Source organism: Pseudomonas sp. NPDC087346, assembly GCF_044744235.1.
Classification (GTDB): Bacteria; Pseudomonadota; Gammaproteobacteria; order Pseudomonadales; family Pseudomonadaceae; genus Aquipseudomonas.
The window spans coordinates 87168-109412 of record NZ_JBIUXX010000015.1; the positions used below are offsets into that span (position 1 = coordinate 87168).

Annotated in this window: 19 protein-coding genes, 1 pseudogene and 1 riboswitch; of the genes and pseudogenes, 9 read left to right on the plus strand and 11 right to left on the minus strand. The window is 59.2% G+C overall.

Going from position 1 to position 22245, the window contains the following annotated elements:
* The first annotated feature begins 68 nt into the window (after window positions 1–68).
* On the plus strand, window positions 69–686 hold the full coding sequence (locus ACIOZM_RS12015; RefSeq protein WP_401213692.1) for a hemolysin III family protein: 618 nt from the start codon (window positions 69–71) through the stop codon (window positions 684–686).
* A 111-nt stretch (window positions 687–797) separates the two neighbouring features.
* Here ACIOZM_RS12015 and ACIOZM_RS12020 read toward each other — a convergent pair whose 3' ends face one another.
* Window positions 798–1517, minus strand: coding sequence for a 16S rRNA (uracil(1498)-N(3))-methyltransferase (locus ACIOZM_RS12020; RefSeq protein ID WP_401213695.1), 720 nt, complete (start codon window positions 1515–1517; stop codon window positions 798–800).
* A 104-nt stretch (window positions 1518–1621) separates the two neighbouring features.
* Window positions 1622–3028, minus strand: a complete 1407-nt coding sequence (locus ACIOZM_RS12025) for an adenosylmethionine--8-amino-7-oxononanoate transaminase (RefSeq protein ID WP_401213698.1) — start codon at window positions 3026–3028, stop codon at window positions 1622–1624.
* 221 nt (window positions 3029–3249) lie between these two features.
* Here ACIOZM_RS12025 and ACIOZM_RS12030 point away from each other — a divergent pair, with 221 nt between their 5' ends.
* The 3 genes from ACIOZM_RS12030 to ACIOZM_RS12040 all read left to right on the plus strand — a co-directional run bounded on the left by ACIOZM_RS12030 (window position 3250) and on the right by ACIOZM_RS12040 (window position 6565).
* Complete coding sequence (locus ACIOZM_RS12030) at window positions 3250–5040, plus strand: flavin monoamine oxidase family protein (RefSeq protein WP_401213700.1); 1791 nt, start codon at window positions 3250–3252, stop codon at window positions 5038–5040.
* A gap of 348 nt (window positions 5041–5388) precedes the next feature.
* Window positions 5389–5940: a cytochrome b gene (locus ACIOZM_RS12035; protein WP_150597553.1), complete on the plus strand. Its 552-nt coding sequence runs from the start codon at window positions 5389–5391 to the stop codon at window positions 5938–5940.
* Window positions 5941–5971: 31 nt separating this feature from the next.
* Entirely contained in the window at window positions 5972–6565 is a 594-nt protein-coding gene (locus tag ACIOZM_RS12040; protein ID WP_401213703.1) for a YceI family protein, read from the plus strand.
* A gap of 249 nt (window positions 6566–6814) precedes the next feature.
* On the opposite strand, the gene ACIOZM_RS12045 is transcribed toward ACIOZM_RS12040, so the two are convergent.
* The 4 genes from ACIOZM_RS12045 to ahcY all read right to left on the minus strand — a co-directional run bounded on the left by ACIOZM_RS12045 (window position 6815) and on the right by ahcY (window position 12293).
* Window positions 6815–8698, minus strand: a complete 1884-nt coding sequence (locus tag ACIOZM_RS12045; RefSeq protein WP_401213704.1) for a DEAD/DEAH box helicase — start codon at window positions 8696–8698, stop codon at window positions 6815–6817.
* 221 nt (window positions 8699–8919) lie between these two features.
* Window positions 8920–9732: a substrate-binding periplasmic protein gene (locus tag ACIOZM_RS12050; RefSeq protein ID WP_401213706.1), complete on the minus strand. Its 813-nt coding sequence runs from the start codon at window positions 9730–9732 to the stop codon at window positions 8920–8922.
* A 146-nt stretch (window positions 9733–9878) separates the two neighbouring features.
* Complete coding sequence (gene metF, locus ACIOZM_RS12055) at window positions 9879–10724, minus strand: methylenetetrahydrofolate reductase [NAD(P)H] (RefSeq protein ID WP_401213709.1); 846 nt, start codon at window positions 10722–10724, stop codon at window positions 9879–9881.
* 159 nt (window positions 10725–10883) lie between these two features.
* The gene (ahcY, locus tag ACIOZM_RS12060; protein ID WP_401213711.1) at window positions 10884–12293 is read right to left on the minus strand and encodes an adenosylhomocysteinase; all 1410 of its coding nucleotides are present in this window, start codon (window positions 12291–12293) and stop codon (window positions 10884–10886) included.
* A 23-nt stretch (window positions 12294–12316) separates the two neighbouring features.
* A riboswitch (S-adenosyl-L-homocysteine riboswitch) is annotated at window positions 12317–12416 on the minus strand.
* Window positions 12417–12614: 198 nt separating this feature from the next.
* On the opposite strand from ahcY, the gene ACIOZM_RS12065 reads away from it, so the two are divergent.
* Both ACIOZM_RS12065 and ACIOZM_RS12070 read left to right on the plus strand, forming a co-directional pair.
* On the plus strand, window positions 12615–13022 hold the full coding sequence (locus tag ACIOZM_RS12065; RefSeq protein ID WP_016984776.1) for an acyl-CoA thioesterase: 408 nt from the start codon (window positions 12615–12617) through the stop codon (window positions 13020–13022).
* Window positions 13023–13213: 191 nt separating this feature from the next.
* On the plus strand, window positions 13214–14101 hold the full coding sequence (locus ACIOZM_RS12070; protein WP_401213714.1) for a formate/nitrite transporter family protein: 888 nt from the start codon (window positions 13214–13216) through the stop codon (window positions 14099–14101).
* Here the strand turns inward: ACIOZM_RS12070 and ACIOZM_RS12075 are convergent, their stop codons facing one another.
* Window positions 14102–15367 carry a cation:proton antiporter gene (locus ACIOZM_RS12075; protein WP_401213717.1) on the minus strand — a complete coding sequence of 422 codons (1266 nt, stop codon included), beginning with the start codon at window positions 15365–15367 and terminating at the stop codon, window positions 14102–14104.
* Window positions 15368–15795: 428 nt separating this feature from the next.
* Between ACIOZM_RS12075 and ACIOZM_RS12080 the strand changes: the two genes are divergently transcribed.
* Window positions 15796–16629 carry an EamA family transporter gene (locus tag ACIOZM_RS12080; protein WP_401213719.1) on the plus strand — a complete coding sequence of 278 codons (834 nt, stop codon included), beginning with the start codon at window positions 15796–15798 and terminating at the stop codon, window positions 16627–16629.
* A 39-nt stretch (window positions 16630–16668) separates the two neighbouring features.
* Window positions 16669–17052 (plus strand): MAPEG family protein, encoded by a 384-nt coding sequence (locus ACIOZM_RS12085; protein ID WP_401213721.1) that lies wholly within the window; start codon window positions 16669–16671, stop codon window positions 17050–17052.
* Between the two features lie 120 nt (window positions 17053–17172).
* Here ACIOZM_RS12085 and ACIOZM_RS12090 read toward each other — a convergent pair whose 3' ends face one another.
* Window positions 17173–18351 carry a murein transglycosylase A gene (locus ACIOZM_RS12090; RefSeq protein ID WP_401213723.1) on the minus strand — a complete coding sequence of 393 codons (1179 nt, stop codon included), beginning with the start codon at window positions 18349–18351 and terminating at the stop codon, window positions 17173–17175.
* A 128-nt stretch (window positions 18352–18479) separates the two neighbouring features.
* Between ACIOZM_RS12090 and ACIOZM_RS12095 the strand changes: the two genes are divergently transcribed.
* Window positions 18480–18929 carry a c-type cytochrome gene (locus tag ACIOZM_RS12095; RefSeq protein ID WP_401213726.1) on the plus strand — a complete coding sequence of 150 codons (450 nt, stop codon included), beginning with the start codon at window positions 18480–18482 and terminating at the stop codon, window positions 18927–18929.
* 119 nt (window positions 18930–19048) lie between these two features.
* On the opposite strand, the gene ACIOZM_RS12100 is transcribed toward ACIOZM_RS12095, so the two are convergent.
* The 3 genes and pseudogenes from ACIOZM_RS12100 to metK form a co-directional block, all read right to left on the minus strand.
* Window positions 19049–19444 carry a DUF1090 domain-containing protein gene (locus ACIOZM_RS12100; protein ID WP_401213728.1) on the minus strand — a complete coding sequence of 132 codons (396 nt, stop codon included), beginning with the start codon at window positions 19442–19444 and terminating at the stop codon, window positions 19049–19051.
* A 95-nt stretch (window positions 19445–19539) separates the two neighbouring features.
* On the minus strand, window positions 19540–21207 hold the full coding sequence (gene ligB, locus ACIOZM_RS12105) for an NAD-dependent DNA ligase LigB (RefSeq protein WP_401213731.1): 1668 nt from the start codon (window positions 21205–21207) through the stop codon (window positions 19540–19542).
* 147 nt (window positions 21208–21354) lie between these two features.
* Window positions 21355–22179: pseudogene (metK, locus tag ACIOZM_RS12110) on the minus strand (methionine adenosyltransferase); the annotation flags it as partial.
* Window positions 22180–22245: the final 66 nt, after the last annotated feature.

Consider the following 22245-nt stretch of genomic DNA (forward strand, 5'->3'; position numbering starts at 1 on the left):
ACATTGCGCTTTTACGCTCAAGGCCCGAGCCTTGCGCGTTGCGGTAACGAATTTGAGGTGAGCAACACATGTATCACGGAGAACGATTGAACGCCTGGACGCATCTGGTCGGGGCGGTGGCGGCATTTGTCGGCGGGGTGTGGTTGTTGGTGATTGCCAGTCTCGATGGCAGTCCGTGGAAGATTGTCAGCGTTGCGATCTACGCGTTTACCCTGCTGGTGCTCTACAGCGCATCGACCGTGTACCACAGCGTGCGCGGGCGCAAGAAAGCGATCATGAAGAAGGTCGATCACTTTTCGATCTACCTGCTGATTGCCGGCAGCTACACCCCGTTTTGTCTGGTGACGCTGCGCGGGCCGTGGGGCTGGACGTTGTTCGGGATTGTCTGGGGGCTGGCGCTGATCGGCATTCTGCAAGAGATCAAACCGCGCTCCGAGGCGCGGATTCTGTCGATCGTGATTTATGCGGTGATGGGCTGGATTGTGCTGGTGGCGGTCAAGCCACTGATCGCGGCGCTGGGCCCGACCGGGTTTGCCTGGCTGGCGTCGGGCGGTGTGTTGTACACCGTAGGGATCATCTTTTTTGCTCTCGATCACCGGTTGCGGCATGCGCACGGGATCTGGCATTTGTTCGTGATCGCCGGGAGTCTGCTGCACTTTGTGGCGATTCTGTTTTACGTCTTGTAGACCGAGTTGCGGCCAATCGCTAGCAGGCTAGCTCCCACAGTGTCCGAGGCGTACTCGAATTTTGTGAACCCCACAAAAACCTGTGGGAGCTGGCCTGCCAGCGATGGGGCCTTAAAAGTCACCCCAAAGTTGCTGGGCGACCGCTAGCGCCACTACCGGCGCAGTCTCGGTACGCAACACCCGAGGCCCAAGGCGTGCAGCATGGAAACCATTGCCCTTGGCCTGCTCGACCTCAGCATCGGTCAACCCACCCTCCGGCCCGATCAAAAACGCCAGCGTCGCCGGTTTGGCATGACTCACCAGCGGCTCGGCCACCGGGTGCAGCACCAGTTTCAGATCGGCTTCGGTCTGCTTGATCCAGTCCGCCAGCAACACCGGTGGATGAATCACCGGCACTCGTGAGCGACCGCACTGCTCGCAGGCGCTGATCGCCACCTGACGCCAGTGCAGCAGGCGTTTGTCGGCGCGTTCGTCCTTCAGGCGTACTTCGCAGCGCTCGCTGAAAATCGGCGTGATTTCGTTCACGCCCAGCTCGGTGGCTTTCTGGATCGCCCAGTCCATCCGCTCGCCACGGGACAGGCCCTGACCGAGGTGGATGTGCAGTGGCGATTCGATCTGACCGGCGAGTTGCTCGTCGATCTGCACCGTCACGCGTTTCTTGCCGACTTCTTTCAGCGAACCGCGAAACTCATGGCCGGAACCGTCGAACATCTGCACCGCATCGCCCTCGGCCATGCGCAGCACCCGGCTGATGTAATGCGCCTGAGCCTCCGGCAATTCGTGATCGCCGATGCTCAGCGGGGCGTCGATAAAGAAGCGGGACAGTCTCATGGTGGGTCTCTGGAAAATTGGATCTTGCATTACAGTGGCTTGCTTTTGTGGTGAGGGGACAAATCCCCTCACCACAAGGTTCTCTTCAAACCTTCAAATGGCAATCAGCCCGGATCGCGGAAACCCGGGTGGAAGTCCTTCGGCACGGCCACGCTGACGCTGTCACGGGTGGCGATGTCGATGCCTTCGCTGGCGACTTCGGCGAGGAAGTCTATCTGCTCCGGGGTAATCACGTACGGCGGCAGGAAATACACCACGCTGCCCAGCGGACGCAACAGCGCGCCACGCCCCAGTGCATGCTGGAACACCTTCAGGCCACGGCGTTCCTGCCAAGGGTAGGCTTCCTTGGTGGCCTTGTCCTTGACCATCTCGATGGCCAGCACCATGCCGGTCTGGCGCACTTCGCTGACGTTCGGATGATCGACCAGATGCGCAGTGGCCGAAGCCATGCGCTGGGCCAGCGCCTTGTTGTTCTCGATGACGTTGTCCTGCTCGAAGATATCCAGCGTCGCCAGTGCCGCCGCGCAGGCCAGCGGGTTGCCGGTGTAGCTGTGCGAGTGCAGGAAGGCGCGGAGGGTCGGATAGTCATCGTAGAACGCGCTGTAGACCTCGTCGGTGGTCAGGCACGCCGCCAGCGGCAGATAGCCGCCGGTCAGGGCTTTCGACAGGCAGAGGAAGTCCGGGCGGATACCCGCCTGTTCACAGGCGAACATGGTTCCGGTGCGGCCGAAGCCGACGGCAATTTCGTCGAGGATCAGGTGCACGCCGTAACGGTCGCAGGCTTCGCGCAGCAGTTTCAGATACACCGGGTGATACATGCGCATGCCGCCCGCGCCCTGAATCAGCGGCTCGACGATCACCGCAGCAACGCTGTCATGATTCTCTGCCAGAGTTTGTTCCATGGCGGCGAACATATTGCGCGAGTGTTCTTCCCAGCTCATGCCTTGCGGACGCAGATAGCAATCCGGGCTCGGCACCTTGATGGTGTCCATCAGCAGCGCTTTGTAGGTCTCGGTGAACAGCGGCACGTCGCCGACCGCCATCGCGGCCATGGTTTCGCCGTGGTAGCTGTTGGTCAGGGTGACGAAGCGCTTTTTCGCAGGTTTGCCGCAGTTGAGCCAGTAGTGAAAGCTCATTTTCAGCGCGACTTCGATGCAGGACGACCCGTTATCGGCGTAGAACACCCGGTTCAGGCCTTCCGGCGTCATTTTCACCAGACGCTCGGACAGCTCGATCACTGGCTGATGGCTGAAACCGGCGAGAATCACGTGCTCCAGTTGATCGACCTGATCCTTGATGCGCTGGTTGATCCGCGGGTTGGCATGGCCGAACACGTTGACCCACCACGAGCTGACCGCATCGAGATAGCGCTTGCCCTCGAAGTCTTCGAGCCAAACGCCTTCACCGCGCTTGATCGGGATCAGCGGCAGCTGTTCGTGGTCTTTCATCTGGGTGCAGGGATGCCACAACACCGCGAGGTCGCGTTGCATCCACTGATTATTCAGGCCCATTTACAGTCTCCTCGAGGCGGCTCGCGTCAGGCGCGGGCAAACAATCGCGCAAGCCTATGCAATGCGTCGCACGGGGACAACCCATTGTGTCGATTGAGCTACTTTGTATGGGCCGATAGACGTCGCTGGCGGCGTTTTGATGGCTGACGTATTCTTCGCGGTTCTTTGGGTCGTCTGACCCGCAAAACTGCTTTTTTCTGTGTATTTCCGGAGTTCGCTGAATGTCTGTCGGTTGGCTGCGCGCCTGTGCGCTGGTGATGTTGGGGCTGTTCAGCGTGACTGCGCTGGCCAAGGATAAAACGGCGATCGTGATCGGCGGCGGCCTGTCGGGCCTGACTGCTGCTTATGAGCTGCAAAACAAAGGCTGGCAGGTCACGCTGCTGGAAGCCAAACCGAGCCTGGGCGGTCGCTCCGGCATGGCCACCAGCGAATGGATCGGCAACGACAAGACTCAGCCGGTGCTGAACAAGTACGTTTCGACGTTCAAGCTGAGCACCACGCCTGCGCCGGAATTCGTGCGTACTCCGGGTTATCTGATCGACGGCGAGTATTTCTCCGCCGCTGATCTGGCGACCAAGCAGCCCGCGACTGCCGAAGCGATCAAGCGTTACGAGAAAACCCTCGATGATCTGGCGCGTTCGATTGACGATCCGCAGAACCCGACGGCGACCAACACCCTGCATGCACTGGACCAGATCACCGTGTCGAGCTGGCTCGACAAACAGAATCTGCCGGCCACTGCGCGTCAGTTGATCAACCAGGATATCCGCACCCACTACGACGAACCGTCGCGTCTGTCGCTGCTGTACTTTGCACAGCAGAGCCGGGTTTATCGCGGCGTGTCCGACCGTGACCTGCGCGCCTCGCGTCTGGTCGGCGGCAGCGCGGTGCTGGCTCAGGCTTTCGTCAAGCAACTGAAAATCATCAAGACCAATTCGCCGGTATCGGCCATCAGCCAGGACAAGGACGGCGTGACCGTCAAGGTCGGCGCTGTTGGCTATCAGGCGGATTACGTGGTGTTGGCGGTGCCGTTGCGTGCCCTGAACAAGATTCAGATGACCCCGGCGCTGGATGCTCAGCACCTGGCGGCGATCAAGGGCACCAACTACGGCTGGCGCGACCAGATCATGCTGAAGTTCAAGACGCCAGTGTGGGAAAGCAAGGCGCGGATGTCCGGCGAGATCTACAGCAACGCCGGTCTGGGCATGCTTTGGATCGAACCAGCCTTGAAGGGCGGCGCCAACGTGGTGATCAACCTGTCCGGCGACAACGCTCGGGTGATGCAGGCGTTCGGCGACAAGCAGATGGTCGATCAGGTACTGATCCGTCTGCACGCGTTTTATCCACAGGCCCGTGGCTCGTTCACCGGTTATGAAATCCGTCGCTACAGCACCGACCCGTCGATGGGTGGCGCTTACCTGGCTTATGGCCCAGGGCAGATCAGCAAGTTCTGGCGTCTGTGGGAACGTCCGCTGCAACGTGTAACGTTTGCCGGCGAACACACCGACTCCTTGTATCCGGGCACTCTGGAAGGCGCATTGCGCACTGGTCAGCGTGCAGCCAGTCAGGTGGAAGACCTGGCGGCGGGCAAGTCGTTTGAACCGGCCAAAGTGGTTCCGGCTGCAGCAGCGGCAGGCGCGGCGGGTGCCGTGGCAGCGAAGAAGGGCAACTTCTTCAGCAACCTGTTCGGCGGTTCGGATGATGACAAGAAACCAGAACCGGTGAAGGCACCTGAGCCGGCTCCAGCTCCAGTGGCTCCAGCGCCTGCACCGACTCCGGCACCTGCGCCAGCTCCGGTGGAAGCACCGAAGCCAGCGGCTCCGGTAAAAGCCGAGCCAGCCAAGAAAGCGGCGGCCAAACCGGCAGCGAAGAAGCCAGCAGCCAAAACCGAGGCGAAAAAAGCTCCGGCCAAGCCTGCGGCGAAAAAGGCTGAACCGGCGAAGAAGCCAGCGGCCAAACCGGCAGCACCCGCGACTGCTCCGGCAGCGGCGACGGATGCCAAAGCGCAGTAAGGCTTTGCGGTGAACAAAAAAAGCGCGGCTCATGCCGCGCTTTTTTATTGCCTGCAAGGGCCTCATCGCTGGCAAGCCAGCTCCCACAGTGATTCGAGTCGTTCACAAAATTTGGGCTCAACCCTGAAACCTGTGGGAGCTGGCTTGCCAGCGATGAGGCCGGATCTGACTGCACATATCTCGGGTCAGATACCAGACATCCCGTCACACTTTCGCTTTTAATCTTTCCTTAACTCGCCTGTTAAACACTCTTCATCGTATTTCTCGATATTTCAAAGCGAAATTTTCCGCTTTAATTCGATAGATAACTCGCTAGTCTTGGTTCGCAGTTCTCACAGGATTTGGGCAATGCAGCTACGTAATTCTTCTTCGCGCTATGGTTGGGTCAGCATCTTCATGCACTGGGGTGTGGCGCTGGTGGTCTTTGGACTGTTCGCCCTCGGCCTGTGGATGGTTGGGCTGGATTACTACAGCACCTGGCGCAAAGACGCGCCGGACCTGCACAAGAGCATCGGTCTGGTGCTGCTGGGTGTGATGGTGTTGCGGGTGTTGTGGCGTTTTATCAGCCCGCCGCCGCCAACGCTGCAAAGCTACAGCCGCATGACCCGCATCGGCGCCAAATTCGGCCACGGGTTTCTGTATCTCGCGCTGTTCGCTGTGATGCTTGCCGGTTACCTGATTTCCACCGCAGACGGTGTCGGGATTCCGGTGTTTGGCCTGTTTGAAGTTCCTGCACTGGTTTCCGGGCTACCGGATCAGGCAGACACCGCTGGGGTGATTCATCTCTGGCTGGCGTGGGCGCTGGTAATTTTTTCCGGCCTCCATGCGTTGGCAGCATTGAAGCACCACTTTATCGATCGTGATGCGACCCTTACGCGAATGCTCGGTCGCAAAGCCTGAAATTCAACCTCGACTCAAAGGAAAAGAAAGCATGTTGAAAAAGACTCTGGCCGCTCTGGCAATCGGTTCTGCCGTGCTGTCCGCAAACGTGATGGCTGCTGATTACACCGTCGACAAAGAAGGCCAGCACGCCTTCGTTGACTTCAAGATCAGCCACTTGGGCTACAGCTACATCACCGGTACTTTCAAGGACATCGACGGCAAGTTCAGCTTTGACGCTGCCAAGCCTGAAGACAGCAAAATCGAATTCAACGTGAAAACCGCCAGCGTGTTCACCAACCACGCCGAGCGCGACAAGCACATCGCCAGTAAAGACTTCCTGGACGTGGGCAAATACGCTGACGCCAAGTTCGTCTCCACCAGCGTCAAATCCACCGGCAAGAACGCCGCTGGCAAAGACACTGCTGACGTGACTGGCGACCTGACCCTGCACGGCGTGACCAAGCCAATCGTGGTCAAGGCCACTTTCCTGGGTGAAGGCAAAGATCCATGGGGCGGCTACCGTGCCGGCTTCGAAGGCACCACCAGCATCAAGCGTTCTGATTTCGGCAAGATGATGGACCTGGGCCCTCAGTCCGACGCTGTCGAGCTGTACATCTCGTTTGAAGGTGTGAAAGCGAAGTAACTTTCGCCCGCCACACAAAAACGCCCCCGGTCATAAGGCCGGGGGCGTTTTTTTGTCTGTCACATTCTGCTAATCACCGCAGACCCCTGTGGGAGCCAGCCTGCTGGCGATGAGGACAACACATTCAAAACTTGTGCTGACTGACCCACTGCTATCGCTAGCAGGCTAGCTCCCACAGGGCGCGTATTTGCAGGCGTAAAAAATGCCCCGGCTCTTTCGAGTCGGGGCATTTTTCATTGCAGCGTCAAATCAGCGATTGCGGGTCAGCAATGCCGGTTTTTCGCCACGCGGGCGGCTTGGCAGTTGATCGAGCTGCTCAGGCGTCGGGAAGCGGTCGGCTTTCGACTCTTTGTGCATGATCTTCGGACCATTGCTGCGCGGGTTCTGCACGGCTGGTTCAGCGCTTGGCTGATCTTCGCGGGCCGGGCGACGGTTGCGTGGCGCCTCGTCACGACGACCTTGACCGTCACGCGGAGCACCATTGCGTGGGCCGCTGCGTTTGGCTGGCGGCGTGCCGGTGCTCGAACCGTTGGTGTTGCGCGGGCCGTTTTGACGACCTTGCGCCTGACCACCACGCGGTGCGCCGGTGCCTGCAGCTGCGCCCTGAGCCGGTGCGCCTGGACGACGTCCGCGGCCGCCGTTAGGTGCCGGCTTCGGTACGTAGTCAACGCGGTTGCCGAAGTTATCGACATCGTCATCAAGGAACTCGTCCGGTGCACGGTCAGCGGAAGCGCGTGGCGGTTGGCTCGGCTGACGCTGTTCGCGTGCCGGAGTGCCTTCGCGTGGCTTCTGCTGACGGGCTGGACGCTCACCGCGTTCGCCACGTTCGCCGGCCGGTTTTTCCTTGCCCTTGTCTTTGCCTTTGTCTTTACGACCGCCGCCACCGCCGCCGCCATTCGGACCGTCGCCACGCGGGCCACGGGAATTGCGCGGGTTGCGAACGTCCGGACGCTCACGCACTTCTGGCTTCTCGGCTTCAATGGTGCTGGAGTCGAAGCCCATCAGGTCGCCATCGGCGATTTTCTGCTTGGTCATGCGCTCGATGCTTTTCAGCAGTTTTTCTTCGTCCGGCGCGACCAGCGAGATCGCCTCGCCCGAACGACCGGCACGGCCGGTACGGCCGATACGGTGTACGTAGTCTTCATCGACGTTCGGCAGCTCGAAGTTGACCACGTGTGGCAACTGGTCGATGTCCAGACCACGAGCAGCGATGTCGGTGGCTACCAGAATGCGCACTTCGCCGGCCTTGAAGTCGGCCAGGGCTTTGGTGCGAGCGTTCTGGCTCTTGTTACCGTGGATCGCCACAGCCGGCAGGCCGTGTTTGTCCAGGTACTCGGCCAGACGGTTGGCGCCGTGCTTGGTGCGAGTGAACACCAGCACCTGTTCCCAGGCGCCAGCGGTGATCAGGTGAGCCAGCAGCGCACGTTTGTGGCTGGCCGGCAGACGGAATACGCGCTGTTCGATACGCTCGACCGTGGTGTTCGGCGGCGTCACTTCGATGCGTTCCGGGTTGTGCAGCAGCTTGCCGGCGAGGTCGGTGATGTCCTTGGAGAACGTCGCCGAGAACAGCAGGTTCTGACGCTTGGCCGGCAGACGCGCGAGGACTTTCTTCACGTCATGCACAAAACCCATGTCGAGCATGCGGTCGGCTTCGTCGAGCACGAGGATTTCGACGTGGGACAGATCAACGCTGCCCTGGCCGCACAGGTCGAGCAAACGACCCGGGCAGGCGACGAGAACGTCAACGCCACGGGACATGGCCTGAACCTGCGGGTTCATGCCGACACCGCCGAAGATGCAGGCGCTGACGAATTTCAGGTCACGGGCGTAGATCTTGAAGCTCTCGTGAACCTGGGCCGCGAGTTCGCGGGTCGGGGTCAGGACCAGTACGCGCGGTTGACGCGGGCCATGACGCTGGGATTTGTCCGGGTGACCGTTAGGGAACAACCGCTCCAGAATCGGAAGGGCGAAGCCACCGGTTTTACCAGTACCTGTCTGTGCCGCAACCATCAGGTCGCGACCTTGCAACACGGCGGGAATAGCCCGCTGTTGCACCGGAGTAGGCTCGGTATAGCCCGCATCTTCGATGGCACGGACTAAAGCCTCGGAGAGACCGAGGGAAGCAAAGGACATGAGTAATCCTGTTCTAGTTAGGGCTTGGCCCAATGGGAGTCTTGCCTGGCGCGAATCACGTTTAAGAGGACGCAATCCCGTCCGGTCCTGCTGCGGTTCCGAAGGCACGTCCGGAGCGCTCGCGCGGGCTGAAAAGCTGCGCTGTAGCGGTCGAGAGGCCTGTTACGGTTCCGGGCGTCCGGGCGTGAGCCTGGCGGGAACGCCGGAGTATAACAGAGCAATCACTGCGCGCTGCTTTCCTGCTGCTCAACGGTTTTACTGTTGGCCGATGCATTGCCCAGCGGCGCGACGCCTGCGGGAGCCGCGCCATAGCGTGCGCTGAGCTCGGCATACGCCGGTTCGCGCTTGAAACGTTTTAGTTCTGCGCCGAAACGCTGCACCAGCAAATCCATCCCGGCATTGCGTCGAACTGCCAGATACTGGCTTTGACGGCTAATGACCATGGGGTTTTCGGTGATTTGATCGCGGATATCCAGCTGATCAAGCAAATGCTGACCGACACGGCGATCAGTGATCAACAGGTCGATACGTCCACGCACCAGTTTTCCGAAGTTGGCTTCGTGGGTCGGCGCGGGCTCGCGGGTGAACAAGGTCGATTGACTGAAGTCGGGGCTGTACAGATAACCCGGTGAAGTGCCGATAGTCAGGCCCTTTAAATCTTCGAGCTTGCTGAAGGGGTGTGGTCGGTCGTTGGCGTAGAACATCACGAATTCGACGTCCGACAGCGGTTCGACAGGGTAGAGCAGGGTGGCGTCGCGTTCATCGCTGTGAAAAATATCCAGCGCGCCGTCGGCCTGACCGGTTTCGAGCATCGACAGGCAGCGCTTCCACGGCAGGAATTGCCATTCGACTTCGATCCCGAGGCGCTTGAACACGACAGCGGTGGTTTCGTAGTCGAGTCCGAGGTTTTTGCCGCCTTCTTCGTACACGTAAGGGGCCCATGGCTCGGTGACAATACGCAACTTCTCGCCCCGAGCGGCGAAGCTCAGGCAAGCAAAAACCAGCACGGCGAATAACTGCGTGATCAAAGGCATGGCTTGAGATTACGACGAGAAATGCGAAAGAGCCAGAAAGTGCCTGCAGAAGCTCTGTTTCGGGCGTTAAAAGCAAAAGATCGCAGCTACGAAACCCCTGTAGGAGCTGTCGAAGGCTGCGATCTTTTGATCTTTCTTTGCGACTTTTAGCGCGGCAGCTTCAGGTTATTCCAGATCGCCAGGCTAGGTTCGGCCTGGTTCATGGAATAGAAATGCAGCCCTGGTGCGCCGCCCTGCAACAAGCGTTCGCACATTTCGCTGACCACTTGCTCACCGAAACGCTGAATGCTTTGCGTGTCATCGCCGTAGGCTTCCAGTTGCTTGCGAATCCAGCGCGGAATTTCCGCACCGCAGGCATCGGAGAAGCGCGCAAGCTTGCTGTAGTTGGTGATCGGCATGATCCCCGGCACGATTGGCGTATCGATGCCCAGCGCCTGCAAACGGTCGACAAAGTAGAAGTAGCTGTCGGCGTTGAAGAAATACTGGGTGATCGCGCTGTCGGCGCCGGCCTTGGCCTTGCGCACGAAGTTGGCGAGATCATCTTCGTAGTTACGCGCTTGCGGATGCATCTCCGGATAAGCGGCAACTTCGATGTGGAAATGATCACCGGTTTCTTCACGAATGAATTCAACCAGTTCATTGGCGTGACGCAGCTCACCGCTGGTCATGCCCATGCCGGACGGCAGGTCGCCGCGCAGGGCAACGATGCGCTTGATGCCGGCAGCCTTGTACTCGTTCAGCAGGCCGCGCAGGTCGTCCTTGCTGTCGCCGACGCACGACAGGTGCGGTGCGGCGGGAATTTTGACTTCGCTTTCCAGCTGCAAAACGGTGTTGAGGGTGCGATCACGGGTCGAACCACCAGCGCCATAGGTGCAGGAGAAGAAATCAGGATTGTACGTTGCCAGCTGACGGGCAACGTTGAGCAGCTTTTCATGCCCAGCATCGGTCTTGGTCGGGAAGAACTCGAAGCTGTAGCGACGGTCTTGGGACATGGTCATACCCTTGGAAACAAGAACCTTCGAGGCGCTGCAGTCCCGTGTGGGAGCGAGCCTGCTCGCGAAGGCGGTGAGTCAGACAACATGGGTGCTGAATGATAGACCGCCTTCGCGAGCAAGCTCGCTCTCACAGGGAGAGCGAGCAATCAGCGCCTGTTAGTAGCGGTAAGCGTGCGGCTTGAACGGGCCTTCGACGGTTACGCCGATGTAGTCAGCCTGTTGCTTGGTCAGTTGAGTGACCACGCCGCCGAAGCCGCGAACCATTTCCAGGGCCACTTCTTCGTCGAGTTTCTTCGGTAGAACTTCAACGGTCAGACGCTCGGCTTTCTGGGCTGGCGACAGGTCGGCGTACTTCTGGCCGAACAGGAAGATCTGCGCCAGAACCTGGTTGGCGAACGAACCGTCCATGATGCGGCTCGGGTGACCTGTAGCGTTGCCCAGGTTTACCAGACGGCCTTCGGCCAGCAGGATCAGGTAGTCGTCGTTCTGAGCGTCGAAAGCGCCCGGGCCGGTACGGTGAATCTTGTGTACCTGTGGCTTAACTTCTTCCCATGCCCAGTTCTTGCGCATGAAAGCGGTGTCGATTTCGTTGTCGAAGTGACCGATGTTGCAGACAACAGCGCGCTTCTTCAGGGCTTTGAGCATGTTCGAGTCGCAAACATTGACGTTACCAGTGGTGGTCACGATCAGGTCGATCTTGCCCAGCAGTGCTTTGTCGATGCTTGCTTCGGTGCCGTTGTTGATGCCGTCGATGAATGGCGAAACCAGTTCAAAGCCGTCCATGCAGGCTTGCATGGCGCAGATCGGGTCAACTTCGGAAACTTTGACGATCATGCCTTCCTGACGCAGGGACTGGGCCGAACCCTTGCCCACGTCACCGTAACCGATGACCAGCGCTTGCTTGCCGGACAGCAGGTGGTCGGTGCCGCGCTTGATCGCGTCGTTCAGGCTGTGACGGCAGCCGTACTTGTTGTCGTTCTTCGACTTGGTAACCGAGTCGTTGACGTTGATGGCCGGGATTTTCAGCTCGCCCTTGGCCAGCATGTCCAGCAGACGGTGTACGCCAGTGGTGGTTTCTTCGGTCACGCCGTGAACGCGATCCAGAACCTGTGGGTACTTGTCGTGCAGCAGCTGGGTCAGGTCGCCGCCGTCGTCGAGGATCATGTTGGCAGCCCATGGCTGGCCGTCTTTCAGAATGGTCTGTTCCAGGCACCACTCGTACTCTTCTTCAGTTTCGCCTTTCCAGGCAAAAACCGGGATGCCGGCAGCAGCGATAGCGGCAGCGGCCTGATCCTGAGTCGAGAAGATGTTGCACGACGACCAGCGAACTTCGGCACCCAGGGCAACCAGGGTTTCGATCAGTACGGCAGTCTGAATGGTCATGTGGATGCAGCCGAGGATCTTCGCGCCTTTCAACGGCTGTTCGCCGGAGTACTTGCGACGCAGACCCATCAGAGCTGGCATTTCCGACTCGGCGATGATGGTTTCGCGACGGCCCCAGGCAGCCAGGGACATGTCGGCAACTTTGTAATCGGTAAAATCTGCAGGCGTGATAACAGCGCTCATGAAGAGCCTCCATTCGTAATGTATGCGAATGGGCGCCGTTGTGCGTTTAGTGTCCGGCTTAGTGCCAGTCAACGCCCCATCCGAGCCTGACAGGTTGAACCTGCTGCAGCGCCCCTCGGACAGGTGGCGGGAAAACGGTATCAATTGAAGATGACCGTTTTGAAACGGTGGCGATTATAGCCGTCTAGACTGATCTTCCAAAGGGTTTCTGTCGGCCAGATGAAGATCGTTAATCGCGACCATAGTCGAAGCCGCATGGAGCATGACCGCTCAGTCTGCCAAGATACCGTCCATCGTTCGGCAAGACACTCAGGAGTGAAGATGAATTTCCACACCCGCAAATGGGTAAAACCCGAAGACCTCAACCCCAACGGCACGCTGTTCGGCGGTAGCCTGTTGCGCTGGATCGACGAAGAAGCGGCGATCTATGCCATCGTCCAGTTGGGCAATCAGCGCGTGGTGACCAAGTACATTTCCGAAATCAACTTCGTCAGCGCCTCGCGCCAGGGCGACATCATCGAACTGGGCATCACCGCCACCGAGTTCGGCCGCACCTCGATCACCCTGACCTGCGAAGTGCGCAACAAAATCACCCGCAAGAGCATTCTGACGGTCGAGAAAATGGTCTTCGTCAATCTCGGCGAAGACGGCCTGCCGGCCCCGCATGGGCGGACCGAGATCAAGTACGTCAAAGACCAGTTCCAGGAAGATGAATTAGTCACCAAGTGACATCGGCGGCGTGGCCATCGCTAGCAGGCTAGCTCCCACACTAGGCTGAGGCCTACCTGGCAACACGGTCAACTGTGGGAGCTAGCCTTGCTAGCGATGGCGATTGTTCTGTCACCGAAGATTCATCTGGCCACTGAACAGCCGTGAACCGTGGGGGTCGTAGCTAAAAGCCCCCCACCGGTTCCCACGCCATGACCACGCCCACCGACGGCAAGACCCCCGACCTCTCGGCCGAAGAAAAACACGAAGTCGAGAAAAGCCAGCCGCCCCGTGCGGCGGTGTTGCACGAAATCATCCGCACTCAGGGCGATCAGGAACTGGAGCGCAGCATCGCTGCGTTGTGGTGGTCGGCGCTCGCGGCAGGGCTGACCATGGGCTTGTCGCTGATGGGCATGGGTCTGCTCAACTCACGGTTGCCAGAGGGCGACGAGTTCAAGGTGATCGCCAGTTTCGGCTACTGCGCAGGCTTTCTCGCGGTGATTCTTGCCCGTCAGCAATTGTTCACCGAAAACACCCTGACCGCGGTTCTGCCGGTCATGACCAAACCGACGTTAGGCAATTTCGGCCGGCTGATCCGCCTGTGGACGGTCGTGCTGTTCGGCAACCTGTGCGGCACGATCCTCGTGGCTTACGTGATGCTGGAGTTGCCGATCTTCGACAGCAAGACCGATCTGGCCTTTCTTGAAATCGGTCGCAAGGTCATGGAAAACCACGCCAGCCAGATGTTCGCCAAAGGCATTATTTCCGGGTGGATGATCGCCACAATGGTATGGATGATCCCGTCCATGGAAAGCGCAAAGATGTGGATCATCATCCTCATCACTTACCTGATGGCGCTGGGCGACTTCACCCACATCGTCGTTGGCTCGGCAGAGGTGTCATATCTGGTGTTTGCCGGCGAGTTGCCGTGGAGTGATTTCTGGCTGGTGTTCGCCGGGCCGACATTGGCCGGGAACATCATTGGCGGCAGCTTCATTTTTGCTCTGATCAGCCATGCGCAGATCCGCAGCGAGGGCGGCCCGCCCAAGGAAGCTACGGATCAGGCCGGGCAACCTGATCCGCAGAAACTCAAGAAATGATCAGTGGCGAACCGGTTCGGCGACGCTCGCCGGTTCGTCGCGGGTGACGTGTTTCACCAGTTTGCCGATGCTCAAACCCTGCAACAGGATCGACGACAGCACCACGATGTAAGTGATGCTCAGGATCAGATCACGCTCCGGGCCCAGCGGCAGGGCCAGCGCCAGTGCCACCGAGACACCGCCACGCAAACCGCCCCAGGTGAGAATCCGGATGGTGCCGCGCGGCACCGTGCGCCAGCGTCGCAGCAGCACAATCGCCGGGGCCACGGTGAGCAGGCGCGAGAGCAGAATCGCCAACGCCAGCAGACTTGCCGCCGCCACATGCAGCCAGTTGAACGGCAGCAGCAACAGCTCCATGCCGATCAGCGCAAACAGCAGCGCGTTGAGCATGTCATCGAGCAACTCCCAAAAACCGTCGAGGTATTTGCGGGTCATGTCGTTCATCGCCAGGTTGCGCCCCAGGTTGCCGATGATCAGACCGGCGACCACCATCGCAATCGGTGCCGAGACGTGCAGTTCGCTGGCCATCGCCGAGCCGCCGATCACCAGCGCCAGGGTCAGCATCACTTCGATCTGGTGCTGCTCGATGCTCTTGATCATCAGGTACACCAGATAACCGATCAGCCCGCCGAACAACACGCCGCCAATCGCTTCGTGAGCGAACAGCATGGCCGTAGCGCTGACGGTCGGGGTTTCGCCGAGTTGGGCGATGCCCAGCAGCACGGTGAACACCACCACGGCGGTGCCGTCATTGAACAGTGATTCGCCGACGATGGTGGTTTTCAGCGGTTTCGAAGCATTGGCGGTACGCAACACGCCGAGCACCGCAATCGGGTCGGTCGGGGAAATCAGCGCGCCGAACAACAGGCAGTAGAGGAAGCTCACGTGCCAGCCGAACAGGGCGAAGATGTAATAGGCGAGGCTGCCGATCACTGCTGTGGCGATTAATACACCGAAAGTCGCGAGCAGGCCGATGGGCCAGCGATAGCTGCGCAGGTCATTCAGGTTGACGTGCAGCGCGCCGGCGAACAGCAGGAACGAGAGCATCCAGTTCATCAGCAGATCGCCAAAGTCGATCTGGCCGATCAGTTGCTGCACGCGCTCTTCGAGGCCGGGGTAGCCGATGAAGCTCAGGCCTTGCAGCAACAGGGAAAACATCAGTGCAGTGACCATCACACCGATGGTCGGCGGCAGGCCGATGAAGCGGAAGTTCACGAACGTGAGGAGGGTGGTGAGGCAGATAAAAGCGGCGACGAGTTCAAGCATCCGGGGTCCTTTGGATGGAGGGTGAGAAGAGTGCACCGATGTTTGGGCGCAAGGGTTTGATGGGCTGACACCGATAGACGACACAGCGAAGATTCAATTGTGGTGAGGGGATTTATCCCCGATGGGTTGCGAAGCAGCCCCAAACCATTCAATCGCATTGAGTCAGGAGCAATCGGTTTGTCCGGTTTACGGCGGCTCCGCCGCCGGTCGGGGATAAATCCCCTCACCACGGAGTAAGTGGTTGCCTGGCGAAAATGTGTGGTTCAGCCGGACACATTGACCACAACCATGCCTCGGCGTTGCAGAGATTGAATGTTCTGGATCTCGGTAGGTAGTCTTGGCGGTACTCTTTGTTTTTTGAACATCAAAGAGTTTCAGTCTGCGGCACCGTCAACATCAGACGTGTGAAAAATAATAAGGAGTGGGTCGTGCTTGCAACGGGGTTGGTACTGGTGGCGGCGCTGTTGCATGCGGCGTGGAATACCTTGATCAAATTCAGCGCTGAGCGGCTGCTGGTGGTGGCGTGCATGGACACTGTGGCGCTGCTGTTTGTCGCCGTCGCACTGCCGTTCGTGAACTTGCCACCCGTGGAAATCTGGCCGTGGATTCTGGCTTCAGCGGCGTTCGAGCTGCTGTATCGCTATTTGCTGATTCAGGCTTATCGGGTTGGTGATCTGGGGCTGGTCTATCCGCTGATGCGTGGACTGTCGCCGCTGGTGGTGCTGGCGCTGACCTTGATCTTCGCCGGTGAAGTGCTCACCACGCAGCAGATCTTCGGCATCATGCTGATCCCGTTCGGCATGGCTTGCCTGCTTTGGCAGGGCGGCGGCGGAAAGCATTTGCCATGGACGATGCTGCCGGTGGTGGCGCTGATCGGGCTGTGCATCGGCTGTTACACCTACATCGATGGTCAGGCCTTGCGGCGCTGGTCGCATCCGCTGGATTACCTGGTCTGGGTCACGCTGCTCAGCGCCTGGCCGTTTCCGTTGCTGGCGTGGGTCGCAAAACGTCCGGCGTTCTTGCAGTTCTGGCGTGAGCAATGGCGTCTGGGGCTGGCGGTCGGGTTCTGCGTGTTGTTCAGCTACGCTCTGGTGCTGTGGGCGATGCAGCTGGGCTCGATTGCCGAAGCGGCGGCATTGCGCGAGATCAGCGTGATTCTGGTGGTGCTGTTCGGTATGCGTTACCTGAAAGAACCTTTTGGCAGGCCGCGGCTCTTAGCCTGTGGGCTGGTGCTGATCGGCATACTGATAATGAAGTTCTGATGGCCCGCGAATTCTATAACTCGAAAAAAGGATGGCGTTATGACGGTGGCTCTATGGTGTGTGTTGATCGCGATCTTTTTACCGTATGTGTGTACGGGCGTGGCCAAGGCTGTGGGTGGTTACCGGCTGAGTGACAACCATGATCCACGGGATTTCATGGAAAGCCTCAACGGGCTGGCTCGACGGGCGCATGCGGCGCAACTGAACAGTTTTGAAGTGATGCCGGCATTTACGGCGGCGGTGCTCGTTGCGCACCTGGTGGGGACCGCGCAGTTGGTCACGGTCAATGTGCTGGCGGTGCTGTTTATCACCAGCCGCCTGCTGTACATCATTTGCTATCTGGCGGACTGGGCGGTTGCGCGTTCGCTGGTGTGGTTTGTCGGGATGGGGTTGATCATCAGTTTCTTTGTGGTGTCAGCCTGATTTCAGAGTGTAATGACTGGCCTCATCGCGAGCAGGCTCACTCCTACATTGGAATACGTGTCCATGTGGGAGTGAGCCTGCTCGCGATAGCTATCTAACAGGCAGCGCTGATTTCAACGATTAATTTTTTACTGCATCCGCCACCTGCGGCACTTGCGGCAACGCTGCGCCTTTAGGCCAGAGCATCCAGATTTGCCCTTGCTGCTTCATGTCCCCGGCCAGTTGCCCGGCTGCATCGCCAGTGCCCCAGAACAGATCCGCGCGAACTTCACCAGCAATCGCGCCGCCAGTGTCCTGCGCCGCTACCGGGCGAACCAGTGCGGTGCCATCCGGGCGAGTGGTCGACAGCCACAACAGGCTACCCAATGGAATCACCTTGCGATCCACCGCTGCGCTGTAACCGGCGGTCAGCGGTACATTCAGTGAGCCGCGCGGGCCTTCGTTGCTGTCCGGGTTACGGGTGAAGAACACGTAGCTCGGATTGCTGCCCAGCAGTTCCGGGATGCGCGCTGGATTGGCCTTGGCCCAGTTGCTGATCGCGCCCATGGTCACGTCTTCTTTTTTCAGCTCGCCCTGTTCCACCAGCCAGCGACCGATTGGCCGGTACGGATGGCCGTTCTGGTCGGCATAGGCGATCCGCAGCTGTTTTCCGTCCTGGGTCTGGATTCGCCCGGAACCCTGGATTTGCAGAAATTGCAGGTTCATCGGGTCGGTGAGGTAGGCAACCACCGGCGCTTTTACCCCTTTGGACTCAATGGTCGCTGCATCGTCATAAGGTTTGAGCACCCGACCTTCAAGGCGTCCGCGCAGGCGTTTGCCTTTCAGCTCGGGATAAATGCTGTCGAGCGAGACAATGATCATGTCTTCCGGAACGCCGTAAACCGGTACGTTCGCGGTTTCGGTTGGCGTCAGGCTGCCGGGGTAGACCGGTTCGTAGTAGCCGGTGATCAGGCCATTGGAATTGTCGTTTTCAGCGCGCAGGCCGAAGACATCGAGGTTCTGCTTGAGAAAGGCGCGGATCTCGCTGGCGCTCTGCGGCACATTGGCCGCTGCCGCGCAGGTGCCGCCCCAGACCGGATCAGCCTTGAGTCGGGTGCAGGCGCTGCGCCATGAGCCGAAACCGGCCACCAGATCGCTGTCGGACACTGCCGGCAGAGCTTCCCACGTTGCGCTGGAATAAGTCGCCAATGCGTGGGTTTTCGGCTTGGCGCTGTCGCCACCGGTGCAGCCGGCAAGAATCGCCAGCAACGGCAGGGTTGCGAGCAGTGGATGGCGCCAGGCCTTGAAGCGGCTGTTCATGGAGTAATTCCTGTGTCGGTTGCCGAAGTGCTCCATGCGCTCAAGCAACCCGTATTTTTAATAGGGCTATTGGTGTTTGCCGGTGACGCGAGGATACTGGCCGCCGAATTCCGTGACCTGAAGCCACCATGACTCTTAAAAGAATTTCTGTTGTATTGCTGGCCTGTCTGACCTTGTCCGCCTGCGGCGGTGTCGATCCGAATTCCCCTTTGGGTCAACGCAAGGCGATCTTCAAGCAAATGCTCAAGACCGGTGAAGACCTGGGCGGCATGTTGCGCGGACGCATTCCGTTCGACGGGCCGAAATTCGCCGAAGGTGCGGTGAAACTCGATGCTCTGTCGCATGAGCCGTGGAAGCATTTCCCGCAGGTGCGCGAAGAAGATCACACCAGCGCCAAGGACGCTGTCTGGTCGCGACAGGCACGTTTTCAGGAAATGGCCCGCAATCTTGAAGCGGCCACCGGTGAATTGGTGATCGCCAGCAAGGTCCAGCCCTACAAGGCCAGCAACCTGGGGCCTGCGGTGCAGAAAGTCGAAGATGCCTGCAGTGCCTGCCATAAAGAGTTTCGCGACCACTGATCTGTGTAGTTTGATCTGACGCCTTCGCGAGCAAGCTCGCTCCCACAGTTGAAATGTATATCCTGTGGGAGCGAGCCTGGTCGCGAAGGCGGTTTGACCTTCAGCGCGATACCCGATGCTTACTTGTCGATTTCATCCAGCGCGTCTTGCAGTTCCTTGCGCGACTCGGCGAGCTTGTCCTTACGCTTGTTGATCTTGTCGGCATCGCCTTTCTTCATGGCTTTGTCGAGATCAGCCTGACGCTTGCTCACTTCGTGCTTGGCATCGAGAACCTTGTTCTCGCGTTCCTTTTTCAGGCCGGCGTCGGTGCAGTTCTTTTTCACTGCGTCCAGCGCTGCTTCCAGACCTGCCTGCTGATCGGCGTTGCCGCGCGACTTGGCTTGTTCGATCTGGTTGATGATGCCCTGCTTCTTGGCTGCGCAGCCGGTCAGTCCCGGGGCGTCTTCGTCGGCCATCACCGGAGCGGCCAGGACGCCACAAAGAGTCAGCAGGGCAAGTGGTGCGAGAAATTTCATAAAAGCTCCATGTGCAAAAGCAATCGGGTCGGTGGGGCACTGCGCTGTTGGAGCGCTTGGCGGCCCTTGGGTTCCCGCTGCCGGGGATTGCGTATTCAGAAACCGTCGATTCCGGCGGCACGTAAGGTTTCACTCAGGGCCAGCACCTGCGGGTCGCGGAAGAATGCGCTCAATTGCGCCGCGCGGCCCGGGCCGATACCGGCTTCTGCCTGCCATTGTTCGATGTCGCGTTGTGCCAGCGTCTGCCACGAATCGCTGAGTATTGCCTGACCTGTGGGCGGCAAGCCCAGCGCTTTCAACCATTGAACAAATGGTCGTTGGCGGGCGCTGTGAAAACTGTGAATCAGGCGGGCGCTGCTGCGCTCGCCGAAGCCAGCAATGTTAGCAAGCTCTGGCTCATCGAGGGTCAACCAATCCAGCAGGTTGTTCAGACGGCCTGTTTCCAGAAGTTTCTCCCAGGTGCCGCGACCGACATGTGGCATCGCCAGCCCTTGTTTGCCGCCAAGCCAGGTCAGGCGGGCGAGAAACTGGCTTTTGCAGTCTGGCGTTGGTTGCCAGCAACTCAAGGCATGGAAGTCACCGGCATTCGGGATGTTCATCTCTGCACGTTCAGTTGTGCGCAGTACGACGCTATCGAGACGCGGGATGGTCAGGCCCGCGAGGCTGATCGCGACTTGATCACCCGGACGGATGTCCATTTCCTGCCAGCGCTTCATCGAACTGACGCTGACGCGCTTGATCTGCCGGTCATCAAGCGTGATCGGCGTCAGTTCCAGCACCGGGGTGATGCGCCCCGTACGACCGATCTTGAAATTGATGCCGCGCACATCGGCCAAAACCTGGGCGAACGGATATTTCCAGGCCACGGCCCAGTAAGGTGGGCGTGCCTGCCAGCGCTCGGCAACAGGTCTTTGGTTCTGGCGCAGAACGATGCCATCGCTGGCGAAGGGCAGTGGCGAGCGATACCAGTGATCGCGCCACTGCTGCGCGTCTGCAAGATTGCTGACGGGGTGGCTGTAGGCTTCAGTTGAAGCGAAGCCCAGCGTCGTTAGCGTGGAAATCCGTTCAGGCAGATTGTCCGGGCCTTCCGGCCAGTCCCAGACGAATAACCCGATGCCTGCCGCTTGTTCCGTGCTCAAGTCTTTGCGCCCCATCAGCCCGGCAATGGTGGCGCGAGCGTTGACGCTGCCGGAGCGGGCCTGAACATGTTCGTTCAAGCGCCAATAGAGTTCGCCCTGCACCAGCAAGTCCAGCGGTTGCGTCAGTCGTTGAGGGATGGCGCCGATCTTTTTTGCCGATGCGCTCCAGTCCTGTCCCTTGATTCCGTCACCGCGACTGATCGCCTGCTGCAACAGGCCGCCGCGATAAATCAGCGTCACTGCAACTCCGTCCACTTTGGGTTGTGCCCAGATATCCTGGCGGGTTCGAAGCCACGCCTCGACGGCTGCTGCGTCACGGATTTTATCCAGGCCGGTATGGGCTATCGGATGTGCGATGGGGCCTGCTGCCGTGCGCAACGGTTCGGATGCCGATGGCAGATTGAAACACTGACGCCATTCGCTCAGTCGGGTTCGGGATTGATCGTAGAGTTCATCGGCGATCAGGGAGCGACCCTCGCGGTGATAGGCGTCGTCCCATTGGTTGATCTGGTTTTGCAGGGTGGTGATTTCACGCTGTGCCTGATCAGAAGACCATTGCGGACAGTTGGCATGGCTGATCAGGCTGGTGAGGCTTAATAGTAGAACTGACAACAAACGCAGCATCGTGAGCGTCCTTGCTCAGGGGTGATGCTTGCAGGCTAGGTCAGAATTTCGGGGTGGGCTGGAAGGTGTTTTGCGGGGTGTTTCCCTGACATGAAAAAGCCCCGCACGGCGTTAACCGTGCGGGGCTTTTTGTGTCGCCGGGGAGTCTTACAGGCCAGCAGCAGTACGCAAAGCGTCGGCGCGGTCGGTTTTTTCCCAGGTGAACGTGGTGAAAGTATCGTCGCCCACAGTCTTGGTCTGCGGAGTACGACCGAAGTGGCCGTAAGCTGCAGTTTCTTTGTACATCGGGTGCAGCAGATCAAGCATGGTGGTGATTGCGTATGGACGCAGGTCGAACACTTCACGTACCAGTTTGACGATTTTGTCGTCGCTGATCTTGCCGGTGCCGAAGGTGTTCAGCGAGATCGAAGTAGGCTGGGCCACACCGATCGCGTAGGAAACCTGAATCTCGCAGCGTTCGGCCAGGCCGGCGGCAACGATGTTCTTTGCAACATAACGGCCAGCGTAGGCAGCCGAACGGTCAACCTTCGATGGATCTTTACCGGAGAACGCGCCGCCGCCGTGACGGGCCATGCCGCCGTAGCTGTCGACGATGATTTTGCGACCGGTCAGACCGCAGTCACCTACCGGGCCGCCAATGATGAACTGGCCGGTCGGGTTGATGTGGAACTGGGTGTCTTTGGTCAGCAGTTCGGCAGGCAGCACGTGCTTGACGATCAGCTCCATCACGCCTTCGCGCAGGTCGTTGTACGACACTTCCGGGTTGTGCTGGGTCGACAGAACCACGGCGTCGATACCGACAACCTTGCCGTTTTCGTAACGGCAAGTCACCTGGGACTTGGCGTCTGGACGCAGCCAAGGCAGCAGGCCGGATTTACGGGCTTCGGCCTGACGCTGCACCAGCTGGTGCGAGAAGGTGATCGGTGCTGGCATCAGCACGTCGGTTTCGTTGCTGGCGTAGCCGAACATCAGTACATGGTATGAGGAGACGTGTTATTTAGTGTTTGATCTTTAGATAACGTTTTTGTTGTTATGGTT

Excerpts from the sequence above, each read along its gene's own strand:
- ACIOZM_RS12020 (WP_401213695.1), bottom strand. The coding sequence starts at position 1,517 with ATGAGACTGTCCCGCTTCTTTATCGACGCCCCGCTGAGCATCGGCGAT.
- ahcY (WP_401213711.1), bottom strand. The coding sequence starts at position 12,293 with ATGAGCGCTGTTATCACGCCTGCAGATTTTACCGATTACAAAGTTGCC.
- ACIOZM_RS12070 (WP_401213714.1), top strand. The coding sequence starts at position 13,214 with ATGACCACGCCCACCGACGGCAAGACCCCCGACCTCTCGGCCGAAGAA.
- ACIOZM_RS12085 (WP_401213721.1), top strand. The coding sequence starts at position 16,669 with ATGACGGTGGCTCTATGGTGTGTGTTGATCGCGATCTTTTTACCGTAT.
- ACIOZM_RS12095 (WP_401213726.1), top strand. The coding sequence starts at position 18,480 with ATGACTCTTAAAAGAATTTCTGTTGTATTGCTGGCCTGTCTGACCTTG.
- ACIOZM_RS12040 (WP_401213703.1), top strand. The coding sequence starts at position 5,972 with ATGTTGAAAAAGACTCTGGCCGCTCTGGCAATCGGTTCTGCCGTGCTG.
- ACIOZM_RS12015 (WP_401213692.1), top strand. The coding sequence starts at position 69 with ATGTATCACGGAGAACGATTGAACGCCTGGACGCATCTGGTCGGGGCG.
- ACIOZM_RS12065 (WP_016984776.1), top strand. The coding sequence starts at position 12,615 with ATGAATTTCCACACCCGCAAATGGGTAAAACCCGAAGACCTCAACCCC.
- ACIOZM_RS12090 (WP_401213723.1), bottom strand. The coding sequence starts at position 18,351 with ATGAACAGCCGCTTCAAGGCCTGGCGCCATCCACTGCTCGCAACCCTG.
- ACIOZM_RS12045 (WP_401213704.1), bottom strand. The coding sequence starts at position 8,698 with ATGTCCTTTGCTTCCCTCGGTCTCTCCGAGGCTTTAGTCCGTGCCATC.
- ACIOZM_RS12050 (WP_401213706.1), bottom strand. The coding sequence starts at position 9,732 with ATGCCTTTGATCACGCAGTTATTCGCCGTGCTGGTTTTTGCTTGCCTG.
- ligB (WP_401213731.1), bottom strand. The coding sequence starts at position 21,207 with ATGCTGCGTTTGTTGTCAGTTCTACTATTAAGCCTCACCAGCCTGATC.
- ACIOZM_RS12030 (WP_401213700.1), top strand. The coding sequence starts at position 3,250 with ATGTCTGTCGGTTGGCTGCGCGCCTGTGCGCTGGTGATGTTGGGGCTG.
- metF (WP_401213709.1), bottom strand. The coding sequence starts at position 10,724 with ATGTCCCAAGACCGTCGCTACAGCTTCGAGTTCTTCCCGACCAAGACC.
- ACIOZM_RS12035 (WP_150597553.1), top strand. The coding sequence starts at position 5,389 with ATGCAGCTACGTAATTCTTCTTCGCGCTATGGTTGGGTCAGCATCTTC.
- ACIOZM_RS12075 (WP_401213717.1), bottom strand. The coding sequence starts at position 15,367 with ATGCTTGAACTCGTCGCCGCTTTTATCTGCCTCACCACCCTCCTCACG.
- ACIOZM_RS12100 (WP_401213728.1), bottom strand. The coding sequence starts at position 19,444 with ATGAAATTTCTCGCACCACTTGCCCTGCTGACTCTTTGTGGCGTCCTG.
- ACIOZM_RS12025 (WP_401213698.1), bottom strand. The coding sequence starts at position 3,028 with ATGGGCCTGAATAATCAGTGGATGCAACGCGACCTCGCGGTGTTGTGG.